This window comes from Streptococcus mitis B6 (genome assembly GCF_000027165.1).
GTDB classification, from domain to species: Bacteria; Bacillota; Bacilli; order Lactobacillales; family Streptococcaceae; genus Streptococcus; species Streptococcus mitis_AR.
In genome coordinates, this window is the sequence record NC_013853.1 from 850,176 (window position 1) to 874,438 (window position 24,263).

Annotated in this window: 20 protein-coding genes, 2 tRNA genes and 3 pseudogenes; 23 read left to right on the forward strand and 2 right to left on the reverse strand. The window is 40.0% G+C overall.

Annotation, left to right across the window (positions count from 1 at the left end; translation table 11 throughout):
- Positions 1 to 4 precede the first annotated feature (4 nt).
- Complete coding sequence (gene plsY / locus SMI_RS04520) at positions 5 to 646, reverse strand: glycerol-3-phosphate 1-O-acyltransferase PlsY (protein WP_000628796.1); 642 nt, start codon at positions 644 to 646, stop codon at positions 5 to 7.
- Positions 647 to 781: 135 nt separating this feature from the next.
- On the opposite strand from plsY, the gene parE reads away from it, so the two are divergent.
- The 23 genes and pseudogenes from parE (at position 782) to sufB (ending at position 22,875) form a co-directional block, all read left to right on the forward strand.
- Positions 782 to 2,731, forward strand: coding sequence for a DNA topoisomerase IV subunit B (gene parE, locus SMI_RS04525; RefSeq protein ID WP_000037256.1), 1,950 nt, complete (start codon positions 782 to 784; stop codon positions 2,729 to 2,731).
- Between the two features lie 28 nt (positions 2,732 to 2,759).
- A complete protein-coding gene (locus SMI_RS04530) occupies positions 2,760 to 3,404 on the forward strand; it encodes a DUF262 domain-containing protein (protein ID WP_012972501.1) in 645 nt (214 codons plus the stop codon).
- Positions 3,405 to 3,439: 35 nt separating this feature from the next.
- Complete coding sequence (locus SMI_RS04535; RefSeq protein WP_000399742.1) at positions 3,440 to 3,976, forward strand: hypothetical protein; 537 nt, start codon at positions 3,440 to 3,442, stop codon at positions 3,974 to 3,976.
- Positions 3,969 to 4,814, forward strand: a complete 846-nt coding sequence (locus SMI_RS04540) for a hypothetical protein (protein WP_000033881.1) — start codon at positions 3,969 to 3,971, stop codon at positions 4,812 to 4,814. The genes SMI_RS04535 and SMI_RS04540 overlap by 8 nt, the downstream gene beginning before the upstream one ends.
- A gap of 201 nt (positions 4,815 to 5,015) precedes the next feature.
- Positions 5,016 to 5,762: pseudogene (locus SMI_RS10760) on the forward strand (DUF6261 family protein).
- A 26-nt stretch (positions 5,763 to 5,788) separates the two neighbouring features.
- Positions 5,789 to 6,163, forward strand: a complete 375-nt coding sequence (locus SMI_RS04555) for a GNAT family N-acetyltransferase (protein WP_000586877.1) — start codon at positions 5,789 to 5,791, stop codon at positions 6,161 to 6,163.
- An 8-nt stretch (positions 6,164 to 6,171) separates the two neighbouring features.
- Positions 6,172 to 6,372: pseudogene (locus tag SMI_RS04560) on the forward strand (GNAT family N-acetyltransferase); the annotation flags it as partial.
- Positions 6,373 to 6,388: 16 nt separating this feature from the next.
- A pseudogene (locus SMI_RS04565) lies at positions 6,389 to 7,210 on the forward strand (aminoglycoside 6-adenylyltransferase).
- A 337-nt stretch (positions 7,211 to 7,547) separates the two neighbouring features.
- A complete protein-coding gene (gene parC / locus SMI_RS04570; RefSeq protein WP_012972502.1) occupies positions 7,548 to 10,019 on the forward strand; it encodes a DNA topoisomerase IV subunit A in 2,472 nt (823 codons plus the stop codon).
- Between the two features lie 135 nt (positions 10,020 to 10,154).
- Entirely contained in the window at positions 10,155 to 11,177 is a 1,023-nt protein-coding gene (locus tag SMI_RS04575) for a branched-chain amino acid aminotransferase (RefSeq protein WP_000219008.1), read from the forward strand.
- A gap of 22 nt (positions 11,178 to 11,199) precedes the next feature.
- Complete coding sequence (locus tag SMI_RS04580; RefSeq protein ID WP_000837407.1) at positions 11,200 to 13,167, forward strand: peptide ABC transporter substrate-binding protein; 1,968 nt, start codon at positions 11,200 to 11,202, stop codon at positions 13,165 to 13,167.
- 98 nt (positions 13,168 to 13,265) lie between these two features.
- Positions 13,266 to 13,496 (forward strand): DUF2969 domain-containing protein, encoded by a 231-nt coding sequence (locus SMI_RS04585; protein ID WP_000037095.1) that lies wholly within the window; start codon positions 13,266 to 13,268, stop codon positions 13,494 to 13,496.
- A gap of 49 nt (positions 13,497 to 13,545) precedes the next feature.
- A tRNA-Tyr gene (locus SMI_RS04590) sits at positions 13,546 to 13,626 on the forward strand.
- Between the two features lie 9 nt (positions 13,627 to 13,635).
- Positions 13,636 to 13,707 (forward strand) — tRNA-Gln (locus tag SMI_RS04595).
- A gap of 161 nt (positions 13,708 to 13,868) precedes the next feature.
- Entirely contained in the window at positions 13,869 to 15,071 is a 1,203-nt protein-coding gene (gene rpsA, locus SMI_RS04600; RefSeq protein ID WP_001001631.1) for a 30S ribosomal protein S1, read from the forward strand.
- An 85-nt stretch (positions 15,072 to 15,156) separates the two neighbouring features.
- Complete coding sequence (locus SMI_RS04605; RefSeq protein WP_000893978.1) at positions 15,157 to 15,654, forward strand: GAF domain-containing protein; 498 nt, start codon at positions 15,157 to 15,159, stop codon at positions 15,652 to 15,654.
- Positions 15,654 to 17,309 (forward strand): DNA polymerase III subunit gamma/tau, encoded by a 1,656-nt coding sequence (gene dnaX / locus SMI_RS04610; RefSeq protein WP_000283801.1) that lies wholly within the window; start codon positions 15,654 to 15,656, stop codon positions 17,307 to 17,309. Before SMI_RS04605 ends, dnaX begins: the two co-directional genes overlap by 1 nt.
- 27 nt (positions 17,310 to 17,336) lie before the next feature.
- The gene (locus SMI_RS04615) at positions 17,337 to 17,531 is read left to right on the forward strand and encodes a DUF3272 domain-containing protein (protein ID WP_001081606.1); all 195 of its coding nucleotides are present in this window, start codon (positions 17,337 to 17,339) and stop codon (positions 17,529 to 17,531) included.
- A gap of 149 nt (positions 17,532 to 17,680) precedes the next feature.
- A complete protein-coding gene (gene sufC, locus SMI_RS04620; RefSeq protein WP_000114494.1) occupies positions 17,681 to 18,451 on the forward strand; it encodes a Fe-S cluster assembly ATPase SufC in 771 nt (256 codons plus the stop codon).
- A 27-nt stretch (positions 18,452 to 18,478) separates the two neighbouring features.
- Positions 18,479 to 19,741 (forward strand): Fe-S cluster assembly protein SufD, encoded by a 1,263-nt coding sequence (gene sufD, locus SMI_RS04625; RefSeq protein WP_000159648.1) that lies wholly within the window; start codon positions 18,479 to 18,481, stop codon positions 19,739 to 19,741.
- 10 nt (positions 19,742 to 19,751) lie between these two features.
- On the forward strand, positions 19,752 to 20,978 hold the full coding sequence (locus SMI_RS04630) for a cysteine desulfurase (protein ID WP_000887749.1): 1,227 nt from the start codon (positions 19,752 to 19,754) through the stop codon (positions 20,976 to 20,978).
- On the forward strand, positions 20,965 to 21,393 hold the full coding sequence (gene sufU, locus SMI_RS04635) for a Fe-S cluster assembly sulfur transfer protein SufU (protein ID WP_001218461.1): 429 nt from the start codon (positions 20,965 to 20,967) through the stop codon (positions 21,391 to 21,393). The genes SMI_RS04630 and sufU overlap by 14 nt, the downstream gene beginning before the upstream one ends.
- Before the next feature lie 69 nt (positions 21,394 to 21,462).
- A complete protein-coding gene (sufB, locus tag SMI_RS04640) occupies positions 21,463 to 22,875 on the forward strand; it encodes a Fe-S cluster assembly protein SufB (RefSeq protein WP_000797050.1) in 1,413 nt (470 codons plus the stop codon).
- Between the two features lie 84 nt (positions 22,876 to 22,959).
- Here the strand turns inward: sufB and pbp3 are convergent, their stop codons facing one another.
- Complete coding sequence (gene pbp3 / locus SMI_RS04645) at positions 22,960 to 24,201, reverse strand: D-alanyl-D-alanine carboxypeptidase PBP3 (RefSeq protein WP_000720654.1); 1,242 nt, start codon at positions 24,199 to 24,201, stop codon at positions 22,960 to 22,962.
- Between the last annotated feature and the right edge of the window lie 62 nt (positions 24,202 to 24,263).

Genomic DNA, 24,263 nt, shown 5'->3' on the forward strand with positions numbered 1-24,263 from the left:
CGTTTTATTTTTTAGGATTTTGATGGGTTAGGTTCAATCCCCAAGGGACCAAATTTTCAGTTTTATTTTTGATGCGTGTGATATTGTCCTTATGGCGAATGATGATCAAACTAGCAAGAGCTAGGATAATAGCGATGAAGAGAGGGTCATAGTGATTCAGGATAAAACTAAAAAGTGGAAAGAGTAGAACTCCGATGACGGCTGCGATAGATGCTGTGACACTAGATAGTGAAATCATACTACCAAGATAGAGGGTTCCAAAGAAAACAACTGCAAGGTAGAGACAGAAAACAGGCGCAAATCCGAAAATCACTCCAGCACTGGTAGCGACAGCCTTGCCACCCTTAAATCCTGCAAAGATAGGGAAGGTATGACCAATAACAGCCAAAAGTCCAAAGATAAGAGGTGAAACACCTTGCAGATGAAAAATAATCGGAAGAAGCGTTGCTAGGGTTCCTTTGAAAAAATCAATTACAAAGGTCGCCATACCTGCTTTTTTGCCTAAAATGCGAAAGGTATTGGTCGTTCCAGTGTTACCAGAACCATGCTCGCGTAGATTGATTTGAAAGAATACTTGTCCAATCCAGAGACCAGACGGAATCGAACCCAGCAGATAGGCTAGGATTAATAAAACTATTGTAATCATACTCCTATTATATCATGAATTGGGAAAGAAAGGCAGAGAATCTCTTCTGAAATTGTCACACCGGAGAAAGAAAAATTTTGCAAAATCCTTGGAAAACTTGTAGAATAGTAAAGATGAACGAATAGGAGGTTCCTTGTGTCAAAAAAGGAAATCAATATTAACAATTATAATGATGATGCCATTCAGGTGCTAGAAGGGTTGGATGCGGTCCGTAAACGTCCAGGGATGTATATCGGATCGACCGATGGTGCTGGTCTCCACCACCTAGTCTGGGAAATCGTCGATAATGCTGTCGATGAGGCCTTGTCTGGATTTGGTGACCGTATTGATGTGACCATTAATAAAGACGGCAGTTTAACAGTTAAAGACCATGGTCGTGGGATGCCGACAGGTATGCACGCTATGGGTATTCCAACCGTTGAGGTTATCTTTACCATTCTTCACGCCGGAGGGAAATTCGGTCAGGGGGGCTACAAGACATCTGGTGGTCTCCACGGGGTTGGTTCTTCCGTTGTTAACGCTCTTTCAAGTTGGCTGGAAGTTGAAATTACCCGTGATGGCGCAGTTTACAAGCAACGTTTTGAAAATGGTGGAAAACCTGTCACGACTTTAAAGAAAATCGGTACAGCGCCCAAGTCTAAAACAGGTACCAAAGTCACCTTCATGCCTGATGCGACCATCTTTTCTACGACAGACTTCAAGTACAATACCATTTCAGAACGCCTCAATGAGTCAGCCTTTCTCTTGAAAAATGTGACCTTGTCCTTGACGGACAAGCGAACAGATGAAGCGATTGAGTTTCATTATGAAAACGGAGTTCAGGACTTTGTTTCTTACCTCAACGAAGACAAGGAAATCTTGACACCAGTTCTCTACTTTGAGGGGGAAGATAATGGTTTCCAAGTGGAAGTTGCTCTCCAGTACAATGATGGATTTTCAGATAACATTCTGTCCTTTGTCAATAATGTTCGTACCAAGGACGGTGGAACGCATGAGACAGGACTCAAGTCTGCCATTACCAAGGTTATGAATGACTATGCACGTAAGACGGGGCTTCTCAAGGAAAAAGATAAAAACCTTGAAGGGTCAGATTACCGTGAAGGGTTAGCAGCGGTTCTTTCTATCTTGGTTCCTGAAGAACACCTCCAGTTTGAAGGTCAGACCAAGGACAAATTAGGCAGTCCACTAGCTCGTCCCGTTGTGGATGGAATTGTGGCGGATAAGTTGACCTTCTTCCTTATGGAAAATGGGGAATTGGCTTCTAACCTCATCCGCAAGGCTATCAAGGCGCGTGATGCTCGTGAAGCAGCACGTAAGGCGCGTGATGAGAGCCGAAATGGCAAGAAAAACAAGAAAGACAAGGGCTTGTTGTCGGGTAAATTGACACCTGCTCAGTCTAAGAATCCTGCTAAGAATGAACTCTATCTAGTCGAGGGAGACTCTGCCGGTGGTTCTGCTAAGCAAGGTCGTGACCGCAAGTTCCAGGCTATCTTGCCTCTTCGTGGTAAGGTTATCAATACAGCCAAGGCCAAGATGGCGGATATCCTCAAAAATGAGGAAATCAATACCATGATTTATACCATTGGTGCGGGTGTGGGTGCAGACTTCTCCCTTGAAGATGCTAACTATGATAAGATCATTATCATGACCGATGCGGATACTGATGGTGCTCATATCCAGACCTTGCTTTTGACATTTTTCTACCGCTACATGCGTCCGCTAGTTGAGGCAGGCCATGTCTACATCGCCCTTCCACCTCTTTACAAGATGTCTAAAGGAAAAGGAAAGAAAGAAGAAGTGGCCTATGCTTGGACGGACGGAGAATTAGAAGAACTCCGCAAGCAGTTTGGTAAAGGAGCTACCCTCCAACGCTACAAGGGACTTGGTGAGATGAATGCGGACCAGCTCTGGGAAACAACTATGAACCCAGAAACGCGTACCCTTATCCGTGTCACAATCGAAGACCTAGCCCGCGCCGAACGTCGCGTCAATGTCCTCATGGGAGACAAGGTTGAACCACGACGTAAGTGGATTGAAGACAATGTCAAGTTTACGTTGGAAGAGAGTGGGGAGCTTATATTTTGAAAGAAATATAGAAAAAGGAGAAAAATGAATGAAAAATAAAGTTTATTATGGCGAATATTCCCTGGAGCATTGGATTAAGTTAATTTTAAAGAAGAATATTGTATTACCTGATTATCAGCGTTATTATGTTTGGAATCAAGAAAAAGTAAGAACATTAATTGAGAGTTTTAACAAGCACGAATTTGTTCCTCCGGTTACTATTGGAGCTTTCATGGATGGTGAGGAACAGAAAAATTTGATTTTAGATGGTCAACAACGTTTAACGTCGATATTCCTTGCTTACTTAAGTATATTTCCAAATAAGGAGTGTGAAGATTGGGCACCGAAGAGTTTTATTCCTTTAGCTGACACTAATGATGATTCTGAAAATGATGATGAATTTTATAAAGGTTTAGATTGGAATTTTAATAAGCTCATATCAATTGGAAATACAAAAAAAGTTATAAAACAGGAAGTGAAAATTCCAGAACAATATCTTGAAATGGATATAGAAATCAGTGAAGATTTTTTTAAAAACAATTTTTTAGGTTTCTCTTTCTTAGTGCCAAGTTATGATGGCGAGAAAAATGAGAGCGATGGGGAAAAAACTGATAATTTTAAAAAAATCAAATTAAATTTTATTCTTCTGTTTTTAGGCATATCAATATACAAGGAGAAGGCTTATCAAATTTAGAGAGTAGACGTTCACTTTACTTTTTAAATAAAGACTTGGAACATTTTTTTGACCCTAAATATTTTAAAAGTGTAAAAATAAAAGATAAAAAACTTGATTTTGTACGCTACTTGGCTCTTTTAGATGCCTATGAAGAAAATGAACAAAATGAATATAAAGTTGCAGTTGGTAAAAAGAGGCAAGATAAGTTAGAACAATTCTTTGTTGATTATGTATATAAAATCGTTGGTGATGGAAATTTCATAGTTTCACAAAAACTTTCAGTACTTGAAAAAAATTTAGACTTTTTAAAAGATTTAAATGTAGCTTTTTTTACTAAAAATTTTCAATCAATTATTGATGCGGATGTTTACTTATTCGGGTGGATATATTTTTCAATATTTCAGCAAAAGGAAATTAATTCAAAAAAATGTACTGATGTAAATTTTGAATCACTTCAAAAAGAACTTGATTTGGCAATCAAAGACTTTAAAACAGATAAAGAACATCAAAAGAGTCCGAGTGCTTTAAAATATCTAAGAAATCGGTTGAAAACTTCAATTAACTTGTATAAGGAGTATTTTAGTGAGTAAGCATACAGATTTTATTTTAACTCCTATAACTACTATTTTGGAAGAAGCAGTTGCTGCAACTTCTAGTATTGGTGATGGAATTGAAACCTACCCTTTGTGTGATTATATTTTACAAGCTGTATTTCTGAAAATGACAGGTTTTCAAGAGCAAAAGATGAAATGTATTGCTTGGGAATTGGGAACAAATGATTTCGAGTTTCGATATTGGTGGTTAAAAGAAACTAAGTTAGGAACCTATTCATCATATGACCAGAAAAATAGTATTTATAAAGAATTTTGTCAGGCACTTAAGAGAATAAATATAGATTTTGGTATAAATGAAATTAATAAACAGATTTTATTAGAGAATACTACTCAAAAGATTAATGAAATATTTAAAGATTCAAACCTAATTTCTTGGGTTCGTGCCGATTTTTCTTATTTTGTATCAGATGATTGGACTGATACTGATCAATTTTTGAAAGATGAAAAAAATATGTTTGTGTCAATGCCAAACGAAAATAATAGACCTAAGAAGCCAGATAGAAAAGAAGGAGATAGTGAGCAAGGATATGAAGATAAACTTAAGGACTATAATAGGAAATATACTAGTTACATTAAAAATAAAAAGCATAATTTAAAATGTAAGTATGAGAATGTTTTTAATCAACGTAATCGATTGGCACATAATACTTTATCTTATCAGCAAAACTTACCGACATTAACTAAATTAGTTAATGAAACTCAAGAATCTAGAAATTATTTTATTTGGTTTGGACTGTTAACTTTAATTGATAATATTTTTATGGAATTGTATCGACTATATCAAGACGGATTGGAAGATAAGCTTGATTATTAAAAGAATAACTCATCCCACACGAATAATCGTCTTTCCCAGTTTTAAAACAAGAAATCACACCTGAAGAATATCTTGTCTGGGGGAATAACTCAAAACACACATGTGTGTTTTGAGTTATTGGAGTAAAATACGAGTATTTAGATATGTTCTGAATTATTTTAGGTCAAAAAATTAAAAATACATCATTGAAGGAGGAGTTTTATGAAAAAAGAATATGGAATCACGAGTTTAACTGTACGCAATTTAGAAAACAACGAATTCTTCTAACTTCTATCTGAGAGCAAGGACGAGTCAGGGGCTTTTACAAAAGCCAATAAATCTGAGCAGGTTTATGTAACGAAGCTTAGGGATATGGAAAAACTTCTTGAGACCTTGCAAGTTGGTTTACACCGTTCCAAGGCCAGTCAAATGGTGGCTAGTCTGGAAGCCTCTGATCGTGAGCGTGATGATGCGCTTTCTACCTTGACAGACTTGGTCAAGGCCTTCTCTCGTGTCAAAGAGGCAGGTAGCAAGGAAGCTTACGACAAACTCAGCAAACTTTTCAAAAATTATGCTTGGTTAACGAGTATAAGCTGCGAAAAGGAGACAGAAGCTATTAACCATTTACTCAAGGAGCTAAAAGATACGGACTATCAAACTGCTCTTGCAACCCTACATTTGACAACTCATATAGAAACCTTGACAAAAGCGCAGTCTTAGTTTGAAAAAGCATATAAGGAGCGCTTGGCTGAGCAAAAAGGCAAGGCACCTAGTCAAAACAAGGAAGTCCGTGCAAAACTACAAGAAATCTATGACTTCCTTGTGGATTTTACTGAAATCAACGCCTACGCTTATCCTGAAAGAACTCATGTGGTCAATCTCCGCGATCACCTCAACACCATCCGCAGCCGCTACAAAAAACGCAAACCTGCTATGAAGGTAACGGAAGCAGTGGGGAGTGTTAATTAAGTCTGATAGATTTGGAGGAATAGAAGATGATTATCAGACCTGCAAGCAGAAAAGATTGTCAAGCTATTTATAGCCTTTATCAAAGTGAAAAATGGCTTTCTTTTACAGAGGAAAAAGTGACATCTCTATTTTCAACAAATCTGTCTCATTACTTGGTGCTTGAAGAGGACCAGAAAATTCTTGGCTTTGCCCGTTATCTGACGGATGAAGTGATGACGACCTTTTTAGCTGAAATAATTATTGATAAATCCCACCGCAGAAAAGGACTGGGACAGCAGCTGATTGAGGAGATCCACAAAAAATATCCTTTGACACGGATTGAATTAATATCTGAAGCAGATGGATTTTATCGGTCAATAAGTTTTAAGCCTGTTGGTACAGGATTTAGAAAATCTGAATGAAAGGAGACAGCCAAGCCTGTCTAGACTTTGCTTTTCAGCAAGCTGGCTTGTCAGAAGTTTACTCTTTTACATTCTTACTCAATCAACTTTCGCAAAAAGTCATGCAAAAACTGAGCATGGAATTTGTCAAAGAATTTGATAATGAAAAAGTTCCAGCAGACAGTCCACTTTATAGACATGTCCTCTACAGAATCAAGAGTTTCCACTAAAAAGGCAGGTATCAACATGAGAACTGAAACAGAAATGCTCGATGTAATTTTAAAGACTGCTGAAACCTTACAAGTTGCGGCTGTCGCCATGTCTGGTTCACGGACTGATACAAAAGCCTCAAAAGATGAATTTCAAGATTATGACGTAGTCTATGTTGTAGAGAATCTGGACGAGCTGATTACAGATTTATCTTGGTTGGACCAGTTTGGCAAACGCATTATCGAGCAAGAAGTTGATCTTGGTCAACGTCGTCTATACCTCATGCTCTTTGAAGATGGAAATCGAATTGATCTAACCCTCTGTCCAAAACAACAAATTTAAGAGTGGGTAGATAGCGAAGCGGAATTCATAGTTTTAGAAGATAAGAAGGGCTTATTTGAGTACTATTCTCCCAGTCCTCAGCGTTTCTGGATGAGTTCAACTAGTGAGACAGATTTTAAAAATTCCTGCAATGAATTTTGGTGGGTGTCGGCCTACGTGGTTAAAGGAATTTGTCGTAATCAGCTCATCTACGCGATAGACCATCTCTATGGCATTTGTCAACAAGAACTCCTAAAAGTCTTAGCTTGGCGGGTAGCAAGTGATAGGGGAGCAGTTGACATCGGTAAAAATTACAAGTACCTCTTTAACTATTTGCCTGCTGAGAAAGAGAAGGAATTCTCGAATATGCTTGATTTTTCAAGTTTAGATAAAATAACTCAGTCTTTGTTTATTACGATGAAATTTTTCCACCAAGAGGCTCAGTTTCTTGCTCAAAAAATGGGCTTTGCTTACGATAAAGAAGTGGCTGAGAAAATGATGAGATATGCTGAGGAAAGACTTCAAAACACTATGTAAATAAAGAACCTAAATTATAACTTTAAACTACAGAAAGGATAGTTTGGTTACTTATCGTAACTGAATACGGGACGAATTCTTAGGAAAAGAGAGAAATCGTCTTGGGTTCATAGAACCTTACATCGATTTCCTATTTTTCTACAGAAATTTTCGGCAAGCCAAATCGTCCCTTTGTATCTTAACTGAACACCTTTTCTGTAAAAACCTACTCTACATTCTTTGAAAGGAGTTGAACACGCCCTAGATACTGTGTGAAAAAGATAAATTCTCTTGTGAGCATCGCTAACTGCAAGAATTTTCTATTTTCACTTGATATTTTACGGGCTCTGTATCCTATATGAGTAACATTCAAAATATGTCCCTGGAGGACATTATGGGAGAGCGCTTTGGTCGCTACTCCAAATATATTATTCAAGACCGGGCTTTGCCAGACATTCGGGATGGATTGAAGCCGGTTCAGCGCCGCATTCTTTATTCGATGAATAAGGATGGCAATACCTTTGACAAGAGCTACCGCAAGTCGGCCAAGTCTGTCGGGAACATCATGGGGAATTTCCATCCACACGGTGATAGTTCTATCTATGATGCTATGGTTCGTATGTCTCAGGATTGGAAAAATCGTGAGATTTTGGTCGAAATGCACGGTAATAACGGTTCTATGGACGGAGATCCACCTGCGGCTATGCGTTATACCGAGGCTCGCTTGTCTGAGATTGCTGGTTATCTTCTTCAGGATATCGAGAAAAAGACCGTTCCTTTTGCTTGGAACTTTGACGATACCGAGAAAGAGCCGACTGTTTTACCAGCAGCCTTTCCAAACCTTTTGGTTAATGGTTCGACTGGGATTTCAGCTGGATATGCGACAGATATTCCACCGCATAATTTAGCTGAGGTCATTGATGCTGCGGTTTACATGATTGACCACCCAACTGCCAAGGTTGATAAACTCATGGAATTCTTGCCTGGACCAGACTTCCCGACTGGAGGGATTATCCAGGGTCGTGATGAAATCAAGAAGGCTTACGAAACTGGTAAGGGGCGCGTGGTTGTTCGTTCCAAGACTGAGGTTGAAAAGCTAAAAGGTGGTAAGGAACAAATCGTTATTACTGAGATTCCTTATGAAATCAACAAGGCCAATCTGGTTAAGAAAATCGATGATGTTCGTGTCAATAATAAGGTAGCTGGTATTGCTGAAGTTCGTGATGAGTCTGACCGTGACGGTCTTCGTATCGCTATTGAACTTAAGAAAGACGCTAATACGGAGCTTGTTCTCAACTACCTATTTAAGTACACCGACCTACAAATCAACTACAACTTTAATATGGTGGCGATTGACAATTTCACCCCTCGTCAGGTTGGGATTGTTCCAATTCTGTCTAGCTACATCGCCCACCGTCGCGAAGTGATTTTGGCGCGTTCCCGCTTTGACAAGGAAAAGGCTGAGAAACGTCTCCATATTGTCGAAGGTTTGATTCGCGTGATTTCAATTTTGGATGAAGTCATTGCCCTTATCCGTGCTTCTGAGAATAAGGCGGACGCCAAGGAAAATCTCAAAGTTAGCTATGATTTTACGGAAGAACAGGCTGAGGCTATCGTAACCTTGCAACTGTACCGTTTGACCAATACAGATGTCGTTGTCTTGCAGGAAGAAGAAGCAGAACTTCGTGAAAAGATTGCCATGCTTGCGGCGATTATCGGTGATGAACGGACCATGTACAATCTCATGAAGAAAGAACTTCGTGAGGTTAAGAAGAAATTTGCCACTCCGCGTTTGAGTAGCTTGGAAGACACTGCGAAAGTAATCGAGATTGATACAGCTAGTCTGATTGCCGAGGAAGATACCTATGTCAGCGTGACCAAGGCAGGTTACATCAAGCGTACCAGCACACGTTCCTTTGCGGCATCCACTCTGGAAGAAATTGGCAAACGTGATGATGACCGTTTGATCTTTGTACAAGCTGCTAAGACAACACAGCATCTTTTGATGTTCACGACTCTTGGAAATGTCATCTATCGACCAATACATGAGTTGGCAGATACTCGCTGGAAGGACATTGGAGAGCATCTGAGCCAGACCATTACAAACTTCGAAACGAACGAAGAAATCCTCTATGTGGAAGTCGTGGATCAGTTTGATGATGCGACAACCTACTTTGCGGCGACTCGTCTCGGTCAAATCAAGCGTGTAGAACGCAAAGAATTCTCTCCATGGCGAACCTACAAGTCTAAGTCTGTCAAGTATGCCAAGTTGAAAGATGATACGGACCAGATTGTAGCAGTGGCTCCAATTAAACTGGATGATGTTCTTTTGATTAGCCAAAATGGTTATGCCCTGCGTTTCAATATCGAAGAGGTTCCAGTTGTCGGTGCTAAGGCTGCAGGTGTCAAGACTATGAATTTGAAAGAAGATGATGTCCTCCAATCTGCCTTTATCTGTAATACCTCATCCTTCTACCTCTTGACCCAACGTGGAAGTTTGAAACGTGTTTCTATTGACGAAATTCCGGCAACCAGCCGTGCCAAACGTGGGTTACAAGTTTTGCGTGAGCTAAAAAATAAACCGCATCGTGTCTTCTTGGCAGGAGCAGTTGCAGAGCAAGGATTTATAGGTGATCTCTTCAGTACAGATATGGAAGAGAACGACCAAACTCTGCTTGTTCAATCAAACAAAGGAACAATCTATGAAAGCCGATTGCAAGACTTGAACCTGTCAGAACGCACTAGCAACGGAAGCTTTATTTCTGATACTATTTCTGATGAAGAAGTTTTTGACGCTTATCTTAAAGAAGTATTTACAGAAGCCAAATAAGTGAAATGAAGAATCAGTTCTAAGAGCTGGTTCTTTTTTATTGAAGAAATTTTCTGAAAATTACAAAATATACTTGCTATTTTAGAAAAATAGTGTAGAATAAAAGAAATAGGTTTTTAGAATAAGGAGTGGAATATGACAGTAACGATTGATTGGGAAAACCTTGGTTTCTCCTATATGAAATTACCTTATCGCTATATTGCTCATTTTAAAAATGGACAATGGAATCAAGGAGAACTTACAGAAGATGCAACCTTGCATATTTCAGAGTCTTCTCCAAGTCTTCACTATGGTCAACAAGCCTTTGAAGGTTTGAAAGCTTACCGTACTAAGGATGGCAGTGTTCAACTGTTCCGTCCTGACGAAAATGCCAAACGCCTCCAACGTACTTGTGATCGTCTCTTGATGCCACAAGTTTCAACAGAAATGTTTGTAGAAGCTTGTAAGGCAGTTGTTCGTGCGAATGAAGAATACGTACCACCATACGGAACAGGTGGGACCCTATATCTTCGCCCTCTTTTGATTGGTGTTGGAGATATTATTGGGGTTAAACCAGCAGAAGAGTATATTTTCACCATCTTTGCCATGCCAGTTGGAAATTACTTTAAGGGTGGTTTGGTCCCAACCAACTTCTTGATTCAGGATGAATACGACCGTGCCGCTCCAAATGGTACTGGTGCGGCTAAGGTTGGTGGGAACTATGCTGCCAGTCTCTTGCCAGGGAAATTGGCTAAGTCACGTCATTTCTCAGATGTTATCTATCTAGACCCATCAACTCATACAAAGATTGAAGAAGTCGGATCAGCTAACTTCTTTGGAATTACAGCTGATAATGAATTTGTAACACCATTGAGTCCATCTATCTTGCCATCTATTACCAAGTACTCTTTGCTTTATTTGGCAGAACATCGCTTGGGCTTAACTCCTATTGAAGGAGATGTTCCAATTGATAACCTTGACCGTTTTGTAGAGGCAGGTGCCTGTGGAACAGCAGCGGTTATTTCTCCAATTGGAGGCATTCAGCACGGTGAGGATTTCCATGTATTCTATAGTGAAACAGAAGTAGGACCTGTGACTCGCAAACTCTATGATGAATTGACAGGTATTCAGTTTGGTGATATTGAAGCGCCAGAAGGTTGGATTGTAAAAGTAGATTAAAATAAACAAAAGGAGATTTTTGATGAAATCGAAAAAGTGGCTCTTAACAGCAGGAGTGGTCCTGAGTACAACAGCTCTTTTAGTGGCTTGTGGAAAAGCTGATAAAGAAGCAGATGCACCGACAACATTTTCATATGTCTATGCAGTAGATCCAGCATCTTTGGACTATAGTATAGCGACTCGTACATCTACAACAGATGTCATCGGGAACGTGGTTGATGGTTTGATGGAAAATGACCAATACGGAAATGTTATTCCTTCCTTGGCTGAAGATTGGTCTGTCTCAAAAGATGGTTTGACTTATACCTACAAACTACGTAAAGGAGTTAAATGGTACACTTCTGAAGGTGAAGAATATGCAGAAGTAACAGCCCATGACTTTGTAACAGGATTGAAACACGTAGCTGACGGTAAGTCAGACGGTGTCTCTCTCATCCAAAATTCAATCAAGGGCTTGGATGCCTACATGACTGGTGAGACCAATGATTTCTCTACAGTTGGTGTTAAGGCCTTGGACGATTATACAGTTGAATATACCCTAAACAAACCAGAAAGCTTCTGGAACTCTAAAGTCACCACAGCAACGATGTTGCCTGTAAATGAAGAGTTTTTGAAGGCGTCAGGTAAAGATTATGGAGCAGTTACTCCAGCAGGAATTCTCTACAATGGTCCTTATATCTTGAAGACCTTGACTTCTAAATCGTTAATTGAATACGAGAAAAACCCAAATTACTGGGATAAAGAAAAGGTAAAAATCGAGAAGATTAAATTGACTTACTACGATGGTTCTGATCAGGAATCGTTGATTCGTAGTTTCTCTTCTGGTGCCTATACGACAGCCCGTCTCTTCCCAAGTAGCTCAAACTTTGCTTCTACTTTAGAGCAATACGGAGATAAAATCACTTATAGCCCACAGGACTCAAGTAGTTATTACTTCACCTTTAACGTAAATCGTCAGTCATACAATAAAACTGCGAAAACAAGTGAGGAGCAAAAGACTTCTACAAAAGAAGCGATGCTTAATAAGGACTTCCGTCAAGCTATCAATTTTGCCTTCAACCGCCATTCTTATGCTGCTCAGTTAAATGGTGAAGATGGGGCGGACAAGATTATTCGTAACAGTTTAGTTCCAGATAACTTCGTGCAAGCAGGTGGTAAGAACTTTGGTCAAATCGCTCAAGCAGAGTTGGTGAACTACGGTGACCAATGGAAAGGTGTTGAGCTAGTTGACGGTAAGGATTCTATCTACAACCCTGACAAGGCTAAAGCTGCTTTCGAAAAAGCTAAGAAAGACTTGGAATCTAAAGGGGGAACATTCCCAATTCACTTGGATGTCCCAGTTGAACAAACAGATACCATCGCCGTTCAACAAAGCAACTCTTTCAAACAGTCTATCGAATCAACTCTTGGTGCTGAAAATGTTGTCATCGACGTTCTTCAAATGACAGATAATGAAAAGGAAACAATCACTTCTCAAGCGCGTGTTCCTTCTCAAAAAGACTATGATTTGAATAGTACAGGATGGGCTCCAAGTTATCAAGACCCAGCATCTTATTTAACTATCATGGATCCTAAATCAGGTTCTGCTATGAAACACCTAGGTATCACTAAAGGAAAAGACAAGGATGTCGTAGCGAAACTTGGTTTGGATCAGTATAAGAAATTATTAGATGATGCGGATTCAGAAACTACGAATCTTGAAGAGCGTTATGAAAAATATGCCAAGGCTCAAGCTTGGTTGACAGATAGTTCATTATTGATGCCGACAGCCTCATCTGGTGGTTCACCAGTTGTAAGTAATGTCGTGCCATTCTCAAAACCATACTCACAAGTTGGTATTAAAGGTGACCCATATATCTTTAAAGGAATGAAATTGCAAAAAGATATTGTTACAACAAAAGAATACGAAGAAGCACTGAAAAAATGGCAAAAAGAAAAATTGGAATCAAACGGTAAGTACCAAAAAGAACTAGAAAAACACATTAAGTAAAGCAGAAAACTCTATATCAGACATGGAATGATATAGAGTTTTTTCTTGCTAGTTTTTGGATTTTCTTGTAAAATAGAAAAAGTGAAGAGAGGTATGAAATGAGCAAGAAAGATAAAAAAATTGAAATTCAAATAGCAGATGCCAAGGTTAATGTAGGAAAAGACAGTTTTGAAGGTTATACATTGACTATCGGTAAAAAAGTTATCGGAGAAATTGCCGAATTAGATGGACAATTTGCCATTATAAAGAATGGGAATGTCGATAGTTTTTATAAAAAATTGGAAAAAGCTGTGGAAATTTTGATTGAAAATTATAATTTAGCAAAATAAGTCTTGTTTTTTTGAAATTTTCATGATATAATAGTCCATGTTGATTGTAGGAGAGATAGCGAAGAGGCTAAACGCGGCGGACTGTAAATCCGCTCCTTCGGGTTCGGGGGTTCGAATCCCTCTCTCTCCATTTCATCAATGGGGTATAGCCAAGCGGTAAGGCAAGGGACTTTGACTCCCTCATGCGTTGGTTCGAATCCAGCTACCCCAGTTCTTAGGTAATAATCAAGATAAAAAGCAAAATATCTTAGGGTATTTTATTTTTATAATTGAAAGACGTGAATGATATGAACATGTCCTTGCGGGTGCTTAGGAAAAAAATTATAAGTATGTCAAGTTTAAGAAAAACTTGATTGTTGGAGGATTTTTTAGATGAACGAATTTGAAGATTTGCTAAATAGCGTTAGCCAAGTTGAGACTGGTGATGTTGTTAGTGCTGAAGTATTGACAGTTGATGCGACTCAAGCTAACGTTGCAATCTCTGGAACTGGTGTTGAAGGTGTCTTGACTCTTCGCGAATTGACAAACGATCGCGATGCAGATATCAATGACTTTGTTAAAGTAGGAGAAGTATTGGATGTTCTTGTACTTCGTCAAGTAGTTGGTAAAGATACTGATACAGTTACATACCTTGTATCTAAAAAACGCCTTGAAGCTCGCAAAGCATGGGACAAACTTGTTGGCCGCGAAGAAGAAGTTGTTACTGTTAAAGGAACTCGTGCCGTTAAAGGTGGACTTTCAGTAGAATTTGAAGGTGTTCGTGGGTTTATCCCAGCTTCAATGTTGGATACTCGTTTCGTACGTAACACTGAGCGTTTTGTAGGTCAAGAATTTGATGCTAAAATCAAAGAAGTTGACGCTAAAGAAAACCGCTTCATCCTTTCACGTCGTGAAGTTGTTGAAGCAGCTACAGCAGCAGCTCGCGCTGAAGTATTCGGTAAATTGGCTGTTGGTGATGTAGTAACTGGTAAAGTTGCACGTATTACAAGCTTCGGTGCTTTCATCGACCTTGGTGGTGTTGATGGATTGGTTCACTTGACTGAATTGTCACATGAACGTAACGTATCACCAAAATCAGTTGTAACTGTTGGTGAAGAAATTGAAGTGAAAATCCTTGATCTTAACGAAGAAGAAGGACGTGTATCACTTTCACTTAAAGCAACAACACCTGGACCATGGGATGGCGTTGAGCAAAAATTGGCTAAAGGTGATGTAGTAGAAGGAACAGTTAAACGTTTGACTGACTTCGGTGCATTTGTTGAAGTATTGCCAGGTATCGATGGACTTGTTCATGTATCACAAATTTCACACAAACGTATTGAAAATCCAAAAGAAGCTCTTAAAGTTGGTCAAGAAGTTCAAGTTAAAGTTCTTGAAGTTAATGCAGATGCAGAGCGCGTATCACTTTCTATCAAAGCTCTTGAAGAGCGTCCAGCTCAAGAAGAAGGACAAAAAGAAGAAAAACGTGCTGCTCGTCCACGTCGTCCAAAACGTCAAGAAAAACGTGATTTCGAACTTCCAGAAACACAAACAGGATTCTCAATGGCTGACTTGTTCGGTGATATCGAACTTTAATCAAATTGAAAATTCACAAAATCCTTTGTTTACTAAACAAGGGATTTTTCTTTTTTCTGTAAACCTTTTTTGATATAATAGTTCTATGTTAGAATCAGAAAAACAATCACGTTATCAAATGTTAAATGAAGAGCTCTCTTTTTTATTGGAAGGCGAAACCAATGTTTTGGCTAATCTTTCCAATGCCAGTGCTCTTCTAAAATCACGCTTTCCTAATACCGTATTTGCAGGCTTTTATCTGTTCGATGGAAAGGAATTGGTTTTAGGTCCTTTCCAAGGAGGTGTTTCCTGCATCCGTATTGCACTAGGCAAGGGTGTTTGTGGTGAGGCAGCCTACTTTCAGGAAACTGTTCTGGTTGGTGATGTAACAACTTATCCCAACTATATTTCTTGTGATAGTCGAGCTAAAAGTGAAATTGTTGTGCCGATGGTAAAGAATGGTCAATTACTTGGAGTTCTGGATTTGGATTCTTCAGAGATTGATGATTATGATGCTATGGACCGAGATTATTTGGAACAATTTGTCGCTATTTTGCTTGAAAAGACAGAATGGGACTTTACAATGTTTGGGGAGAAAGCCTAATGTATCAAGCACTTTATCGAAAATATAGAAGTCAAAATTTCTCCCAGTTGGTTGGTCAAGAAGTTGTGGCTAAGACTCTTAAACAAGCGGTGGAGCAAGAGAAAATAAGTCATGCCTATCTTTTTTCTGGTCCACGTGGAACGGGAAAAACCAGTGTAGCTAAGATTTTTGCCAAAGCTATGAACTGTCCAAATCAAGTGGGGGGGGAACCTTGTAATAACTGTTATATTTGTCAAGCAGTGACAGATGGTAGTTTAGAAGATGTCATTGAAATGGATGCGGCTTCTAATAATGGGGTAGATGAAATTCGTGAAATTCGTGATAAATCTACCTACGCCCCTAGTCTTGCCCGTTATAAGGTTTATATCATAGACGAGGTTCACATGCTGTCTACAGGGGCTTTTAATGCCCTCCTAAAGACGCTGGAAGAACCAACACAGAATGTAGTCTTTATTTTGGCTACTACTGAATTGCACAAGATTCCTGCTACTATTCTATCTCGTGTGCAACGTTTTGAGTTTAAATCAATTAAGACACAGGATATTAAGGAACATATCCACTATATCTTAGAAAAAGAAAATATCAGTTCTGAACCAGAGGCTGTGGAAATCATTGCCAGACGGGCTGAAGGTGGAATGCGGGACGCCTTGTCTATTTTGGATCAAGCCCTGAGTTTGACACAGGGAAATGAATTGACGACTGCCATCTCTGAAGAAATTACTGGCACCATTAGCCTATCAGCCTTGGATGATTATGTGGCTGCCTTGTCTCAACAGGATGTTACCAAGGCCTTGTCTTGCTTAAATCTTCTTTTTGATAATGGTAAGAGCATGACCCGTTTTGTGACCGATCTTTTGCACTATTTAAGAGACTTGTTAATTGTTCAAACAGGTGGAGAAAACACTCATCATAGTCCAGTCTTTGTAGAAAATTTGGCACTTCCTCAAGAAAATCTGTTTGAAATGATTCGCTTAGCGACAGTGAGTTTAGCAGATATTAAGTCTAGTTTGCAGCCCAAGATTTATGCTGAGATGATGACTATTCGTTTGACGGAAATTAAACCTGAACCAGCTCTTTCAGGAGCGGTTGAACATGAAATTGCTTCGTTGAGACAGGAAATTGCCCGTCTCAAACAAGAACTTGCAAATGTGGGAACTGTAGCCAAGCCAACAAGTCCAGTACCTACCCGCCCAGCAGCAGGCCAGACAGTCTATCGTGTGGATCGCAATAAAGTGCAATCTATCTTGCAAGAGGCTGTCGAAAATCCTGATTTAGCACGTCAAAATCTGATTCGCTTACAGAATGCCTGGGGAGAGGTGATTGAAAGTCTAGGAGGCCCTGATAAGGCTTTGCTAGTTGGTTCTCAACCGGTTGCGGCCAATGAACACCATGCTATTCTTGCTTTTGAGTCTAACTTCAATGCTGGTCAAACCATGAAACGAGACAATCTCAACACCATGTTTGGCAATATCCTCAGTCAGGCAGCAGGTTTTTCACCTGAGATTTTAGCCATTTCCATGGAGGAATGGAAAGAAGTTCGCGCAGCCTTTTCAGCCAAAGCCAAATCTTCTCAAACTGAAAAAGAAGCAGAAGAAAACCTGATTCCAGAAGGATTTGAATTTTTGGCTGATAAAGTGAAGGTAGAGGAAGACTAAAGAAAGATTTCATGATACAATAAGTTTATGAATAGACAACAATTTATTATTATGGCGCTGTTTACAGCTGCTGAGACCTATTTTTTCAATGAAGCCTGGATGACGGGGCGCTATATTATGGCAGCCTTTTGGGCCATTTTGCTCTTCAGAAATTTTCGAGTCAGTTATGTGATGGGCAAAATCGTCGATGTCATTGACCAACATTTAAAAGGAAAAGACTAGCCCTCAGCTTCCAGACAAAATCAAAGCCTTTTAGGCTTTTTTTTGTTATACTATAAAAGTATATTTATTGACCTTTTACTCTATTTCTGGGGAAATCAGACGTTTTTCTAGTAAGTACTGTAAAGGTCTTGAAAAAGAAAGGAACTATCATGTCAGTATTAGAGATCAAAGATCTTCACGTTGAGATTGAAGGAAAAGAAATTTTAAAAGGGGTTAACCTGACCCTGAAAACAGGCGAAATTGCCGCTATCATGGGACCAAATGGTACTGGTAAATCGACTCTTTCTGCCGCTATCATGGGAAATCCAAACTATGAAGTAACCAAAGGTGAAGTCTTGTTTGATGGCGTAAACATCCTTGAGTTGGAAGTGGACGAGCGTGCGCGTATGGGACTTTTCCTTGCTATGCAATACCCATCAGAAATTCCTGGAATTACTAACGCTGAATTTCTTCGTGCAGCCATGAATGCTGGTAAAGAAGATGATGAAAAGACTTCAGTTCGTGAGTTCATCACTAAACTAGACGAGAAGATGGAATTGCTCAACATGAAAGAAGAAATGGCAGAGCGTTACCTCAACGAAGGTTTCTCTGGTGGTGAGAAAAAACGTAATGAGATTCTTCAACTTTTGATGTTGGAACCAACATTCGCTCTTCTTGATGAGATTGACTCTGGCCTTGATATTGATGCCCTTAAAGTTGTTTCTAAAGGTGTTAATGCCATGCGTGGTGAAGGCTTTGGTGCTATGATTATCACTCACTACCAACGTCTTTTGAACTACATCACACCAGATGTGGTACACGTGATGATGGAAGGTCGTGTTGTTCTTTCTGGCGGTCCAGAATTGGCTGCGCGTTTGGAACGTGAAGGATACGCAAAACTAGCTGAAGAACTTGGCTACGACTACAAGGAAGAATTGTAATTCCCTCGTGTCTTTTAGGAGAAGTAAATGACTAAAGAAAATATTAAACTTTTTTCAGAAATGCACGCTGAACCAAGCTGGTTGGCTGATCTCCGTCAAAAAGCTTTTGACAAGATTGATACTTTGGAATTACCAGATATTGAGCGTGTCAAATTCCACCGTTGGAATCTGGGTGATGGAACGATTACAGAAAGTGAGCCCTCAGCAAATGTCCCAGATTTCACTGCACTAGATAATCACTTGAAGTTGGTGCAAGTAGGAACTCAAACTGTTTTTGAGCAAATTCCAGTTGAGTTGGCTGAACAGGGTGTCGTCTTTACAGATTTTCACTCAGCTTTAGAAGAAATTCCAGAGCTTATTGAGGAATTCTTCATGTCATCTGTCAAGTATGACGATGATAAGTTGGCAGCCTACCATACAGCTTATTTCAATAGTGGTGCCGTTCTCTACATTCCTGATAATGTTGAGATTAAAGAACCAATCGAAGGAATTTTCTATCAAGACAGCGATAGCGATGTGCCGTTTAACAAGCATATTATGATTATCGCTGGTAAAAATTCTAAGATTAGTTATCTGGAGCGTTTAGAGTCACGCGGTGAAGGAAGTGCCAAAGCAACTGCTAATATCACAGTAGAAGTAATAGCACGTTCTGGAGCTCAAGTCAAATTTGCTGCGATCGACCGTCTAGGTGAAAACGTCACTGCCTACATTAGCCGTCGTGGTAAATTAGGTAACGATGCAAGCATTGACTGGGCAATTGGTGTCATGAACGAAGGGAATGTCGTTGCGGATTTTGATAGCGACTTGATTGGTAACGGTAGCCATGCCGACCTTAAAGTTGTAGCTCTTTCAAGTGGCCGTCAGGTACAAGGGATTGATACCCGAGTAACTAACTATGGTTGCAACTCAATCGGAAATATCCTCCAACATGGGGTTATTCTTGAAAAAGCAACCTTGACATTCAATGGTATTGGCCACATTATCAAGGGAGCTAAGGGAGCAGATGCGCAACAAGAGAGCCGTGTTCTCATGCTTTCAGACCAAGCGCGTTCAGATGCCAATCCAATTCTTTTGATTGATGAAAATGACGTAACTGCAGGACACGCGGCTTCTATCGGTCAGGTAGATCCAGAAGACATGTACTACCTCATGAGCCGTGGCTTGGATAAGGCAACTGCAGAACGTTTGGTTGTTCGTGGTTTCCTTGGATCTGTTATCGTTGAGATTCCAGTCAAGGAAGTTCGTGATGAAATGATTGCAACTATCGAAGAAAAATTGTCAAAACGCTAAGGGGTAGCCTATGTTAGATGTAGAAGTGATTCGCAAGGATTTTCCAATTTTGGACCAGATTGTCAACGATGAACCATTGGTCTATTTGGACAATGCTGCGACGACACAAAAACCACTAGCAGTTCTGGAGACGATTAACCGATACTATGAGCAAGACAATGCCAATGTTCACCGTGGGGTCCATACATTGGCTGAAAGGGCGACAGCTTCTTATGAGGCAGCTCGTGAAACCATTCGTAAGTTTATCAATGCAGGCTCTACAAAGGAAGTTCTCTTTACTAGAGGAACGACAACCAGTCTTAACTGGGTAGCGCGTTATGCTGAGGAAGTCTTGACTGAGGGAGACCAGGTTTTGATTTCTGTCATGGAACACCATTCCAACATCATTCCTTGGCAGGAAGCCTGCCGCAAGACTGGAGCTGAGCTTGTCTATGTCTATCTCAAGGATGGAGCTCTGGATATGGATGATTTGCGAGTTAAATTGACTGATAGAGTCAAGTTTGTCTCCCTAGCTCACGCCTCAAATGTTCTTGGTGTGGTCAATCCAATCAAAGAAATCGCTCAAATGGCCCACCAAGTTGGTGCCATAATGGTGGTGGATGGTGCTCAATCTACGCCTCATATGAAGATTGATGTCCAGGACTTGGATGTGGACTTCTTTGCCTTTTCAGGTCACAAGATGGCTGGTCCGACTGGTATCGGTGTTCTTTATGGCAAAGAAAAGTATCTGGAACAAATGTCACCAGTTGAGTTTGGTGGAGAGATGATTGATTTCGTCTATGAGCAAGCTGCTAGTTGGAAGGAATTGCCTTGGAAATTCGAGGCAGGAACTCCCAATATGGCAGGTGCAATCGGACTTGCTGCGGCAGTAGATTATCTTGAAAAGATTGGTATGGATGCCATTGAAGCCCATGAACAAGAATTGATCGCATACGTCTATCCAAAACTGCAGGCGATTGAAGGATTGACCATTTATGGTTCACAGGACTTGGCTCAACGGTCAGGTGTCATTGCCTTTAACCTAGGTGATCTTCATCCGCACGATCTTGCGACTGCTTTGGATTATGAAGGAGTGGCTGTTCGAGCAGGTCACCATTGCGCTCAACCCTTGCTCCAGTATTTGGATGTTCCAGCGACAGCTCGTGCAAGTTTTTATATCTACAATACCAAGGCAGATTGCGACAAGCTAGTCGATGCCTTACAAAAGACAAAGGAGTTTTTCAATGGCACTTTCTAAACTAGATAGCCTTTATATGGCAGTGGTAGCGGACCATTCGAAAAATCCACATCACCAAGGGAAATTGGATGATGCTGAACAAATCAGTCTCAACAATCCGACCTGTGGAGATGTTATCAATCTCTCTGTCAAGTTTGATGCAGAGAATCGTTTGGAAGATATCGCTTTTCTAAACTCAGGTTGTACCATCTCAACTGCCTCTGCTAGCATGATGACAGATGCCGTTTTTGGAAAAACCAAACAAGAAATTTTAGAGCTTGCGACTATTTTTTCTGAAATGGTTCAAGGGCAAAAAGATGAGCGTCAAGACCAACTTGGAGACGCAGCCTTCTTGTCAGGTGTTGCTAAATTCCCTCAACGAATTAAGTGTGCAACCCTAGCCTGGAATGCCCTGAAGAAAACAATTGAAAATTAAGAAAATAACTAAGACAAGTTTCTTTTGTCTTATGAATCAGTAGAAATGAAGAATGAAAGAAAGGATATTATGGCTGAAGAAAGAGTAGAACCAAAACCAATTGACCTTGGTGAATATAAATTTGGTTTCCATGATGATGTAGAGCCTGTCCTATCGACAGGAAAAGGATTGAATGAAGATGTCATTCGTGAACTATCAGCTGCAAAGGGAGAACCTGAGTGGATGTTAGAGTTCCGTTTGAAGTCTTATGAAACCTTCAAAAAAATGCCTATGCAAACTTGGGGAGCAGACTTGTCAGAGATTGACTTTGATGATTTGATCTACTACCAAAAACCATCTGATAAACCAGCCCGTTCTTGGGATGATGTTCCTGAAAAAATTAAAGAAACCTTTGAACGTATCGGGATTCCTGAAGCAGAACGTGCATATCTAGCTGGTGCCTCTGCCCAGTATGAGTCAGAAGTGGTTTACCACAACATGAAGGAAGAGTTCCAGAAATTGGGGATTATCTTTACAGATACGGATTCTGCCCTCAAGGAATACCCAGACTTGTTTAAACAATACTTTGCTAAGTTGGTACCGCCGACAGATAACAAGTTGGCTGCCCTTAACTCAGCAGTATGGTCAGGTGGAACCTTTATCTACGTACCAAAAGGGGTCAAAGTGGATATTCCACTTCAAACTTACTTCCGTATCAACAACGAAAATACTGGTCAGTTTGAACGTACCTTGATTATCGTTGATGAGGGAGCAAGTGTCCACTACGTAGAGGGCTGTACAGCACCAACTTATTCAAGTAACAGCTTGCATGCTGCCATTGTAGAAATCTTTGCTTTGGATGGAGCTTATATGCGTTATACGACTATTCAAAACTGGTCTGATAACGTCTATAACTTGGTAACAAAGCGTGCTAAGGCTCAAAAGGATGCCACTGTTGAGTGGATTGATGGTAACTTGGGTGCAAAGACTACTATGAAATACCCATCTGTTTACCTTGATGGAGAAGGGGCGCGTGGTACTATGCTCTCTATCGCTTTTGCCAATGCAGGGCAACACCAGGATACTGGAGCTAAGATGATCCACAACGCTCCACATACAAGCTCGTCTATCGTGTCTAAATCCATCGCTAAAGGTGGAGGAAAGGTTGACTACCGTGGACAGGTAACCTTCAACAAGAACTCTAAGAAATCTGTTTCTCACATCGAGTGTGATACCATTATCATGGATGACTTGTCAGCATCAGATACCATTCCGTTTAACGAAATTCACAACTCACAAGTCGCTTTAGAACACGAAGCTAAGGTATCTAAGATTTCAGAAGAGCAACTCTATTACCTCATGAGCCGTGGATTGTCAGAATCTGAAGCAACTGAGATGATTGTCATGGGATTTGTAGAACCATTTACAAAAGAGCTTCCAATGGAATATGCTGTTGAGCTGAACCGTTTGATTAGCTATGAAATGGAAGGATCAGTTGGGTAAAACTTGATTTTAGATTTACCCAAGGTCAAGAACTTTGAAGATGAACTTGTAACAAAAAAATCGCGGTCTAAAATCGCGATTTTTTTATAATTTTTCGTTGATGAAGCGGATAAACTGATTCCACCAAACTTTTAAGAAGAAGGCTTTTTCAACTTTCTTTTCTGCTACCATTTCAAAACTAGGACGTTCTGTAGTGATGTAACCTTGACCAATCAAATCATTGTCTTCATAAGTTAAATGACCAACCACTGTTCCGGCTTCAAGTGGTGCTGGGATTGCTTTAGAATCAGGTGTGAATTGAACAGATTGAGAAGATTGACTCCCAACACGTTCAATTAGAGAGATATCATCTTTAGCAACGGCAGTGACCATATTTTCTTTTCCATCTTGTACAGGGGCTTTGCTATCTTGGTAGGCATCGCCTTTTTGAACGATTTTGCGAAGTGTGAATGTAGAAGAGATATAATCCATTAGTGAAGATGTAGCTGTGAAGCGAGCGTAAGGATTATTGTCTTGATGATCTGCATTCAAAACAACTGTGATAACCCTCATTCCTTTTTCGACAGTAGTACCAACAAAAGATTCTCCAGCTTTGTCTGTTGTTCCTGTCTTAAGGCCATCAAAACCACCGCGATAAGCAGGCATACCCTCTAACATGTAGTTGGTAGAAGTGATTGTCATTCCAGCAAAAGTAGAAGAAGGTTTTTTCGTGATTTCTAAAACTTGTGGGTATTTTTTGATGAGGTTGCGAGCAACGATAGCGACATCATAAGCACTGAGCTTATTTTCGTCATCTTTTTTAGATCCTGGGTAAATGTTATCCCCTAGAGTCTCATTGTTAAGACCCGTCGTATTAACAACAGTGGCATCCTGAATTCCCCATTCCAAGAGTTTTGCCCGCATCATATCGACAAAATCTTTTTCTGAGCCAGCAATTTTCTCAGCTAGGGCAATAGCGGCACTGTTAGCACTGGATACTAATGTTGCTTCCAGTAGCTGCTCAACGGTATAATTACGAGCCTCCATAGGAACGTTACTCGCTTCAGAATTTGTCGTTAATTTGTAAGGATAGTCAGAAATATCTACTGGGGTAGATAGTGTAATACTTCCGTTTTCCAAGGCTTCATAGACAAGATAAACTGTAAGTAGTTTTGTTATAGAAGCAATTTCGACAGGTTGAGTTGCTTCTTTTTCATAGAGAATTTTGCCCGTATTTGCCTCAACAGCAATCGCATGTTTAGCAGTAATATTAAAATCTTGTGCAGCAACAGTAGAAGCTGACCCAATAAGGGATAGGCTTAGTAGAGTTAAAATGATTTTTTTCATAGTAAATTTATTCTAACATAAAGAAAAAAATATTCCCAGTTTCATGATAGAAGAAAGAAGCT

Excerpts from the sequence above, each read along its gene's own strand:
- plsY (WP_000628796.1), bottom strand. The coding sequence starts at position 646 with ATGATTACAATAGTTTTATTAATCCTAGCCTATCTGCTGGGTTCGATT.
- SMI_RS04530 (WP_012972501.1), top strand. The coding sequence starts at position 2,760 with ATGAAAAATAAAGTTTATTATGGCGAATATTCCCTGGAGCATTGGATT.
- SMI_RS04555 (WP_000586877.1), top strand. The coding sequence starts at position 5,789 with ATGATTATCAGACCTGCAAGCAGAAAAGATTGTCAAGCTATTTATAGC.
- parC (WP_012972502.1), top strand. The coding sequence starts at position 7,548 with ATGAGTAACATTCAAAATATGTCCCTGGAGGACATTATGGGAGAGCGC.
- SMI_RS04575 (WP_000219008.1), top strand. The coding sequence starts at position 10,155 with ATGACAGTAACGATTGATTGGGAAAACCTTGGTTTCTCCTATATGAAA.
- SMI_RS04580 (WP_000837407.1), top strand. The coding sequence starts at position 11,200 with ATGAAATCGAAAAAGTGGCTCTTAACAGCAGGAGTGGTCCTGAGTACA.
- SMI_RS04585 (WP_000037095.1), top strand. The coding sequence starts at position 13,266 with ATGAGCAAGAAAGATAAAAAAATTGAAATTCAAATAGCAGATGCCAAG.
- rpsA (WP_001001631.1), top strand. The coding sequence starts at position 13,869 with ATGAACGAATTTGAAGATTTGCTAAATAGCGTTAGCCAAGTTGAGACT.
- SMI_RS04605 (WP_000893978.1), top strand. The coding sequence starts at position 15,157 with ATGTTAGAATCAGAAAAACAATCACGTTATCAAATGTTAAATGAAGAG.
- dnaX (WP_000283801.1), top strand. The coding sequence starts at position 15,654 with ATGTATCAAGCACTTTATCGAAAATATAGAAGTCAAAATTTCTCCCAG.
- SMI_RS04615 (WP_001081606.1), top strand. The coding sequence starts at position 17,337 with ATGAATAGACAACAATTTATTATTATGGCGCTGTTTACAGCTGCTGAG.
- sufC (WP_000114494.1), top strand. The coding sequence starts at position 17,681 with ATGTCAGTATTAGAGATCAAAGATCTTCACGTTGAGATTGAAGGAAAA.
- sufD (WP_000159648.1), top strand. The coding sequence starts at position 18,479 with ATGACTAAAGAAAATATTAAACTTTTTTCAGAAATGCACGCTGAACCA.
- SMI_RS04630 (WP_000887749.1), top strand. The coding sequence starts at position 19,752 with ATGTTAGATGTAGAAGTGATTCGCAAGGATTTTCCAATTTTGGACCAG.
- sufU (WP_001218461.1), top strand. The coding sequence starts at position 20,965 with ATGGCACTTTCTAAACTAGATAGCCTTTATATGGCAGTGGTAGCGGAC.
- sufB (WP_000797050.1), top strand. The coding sequence starts at position 21,463 with ATGGCTGAAGAAAGAGTAGAACCAAAACCAATTGACCTTGGTGAATAT.
- pbp3 (WP_000720654.1), bottom strand. The coding sequence starts at position 24,201 with ATGAAAAAAATCATTTTAACTCTACTAAGCCTATCCCTTATTGGGTCA.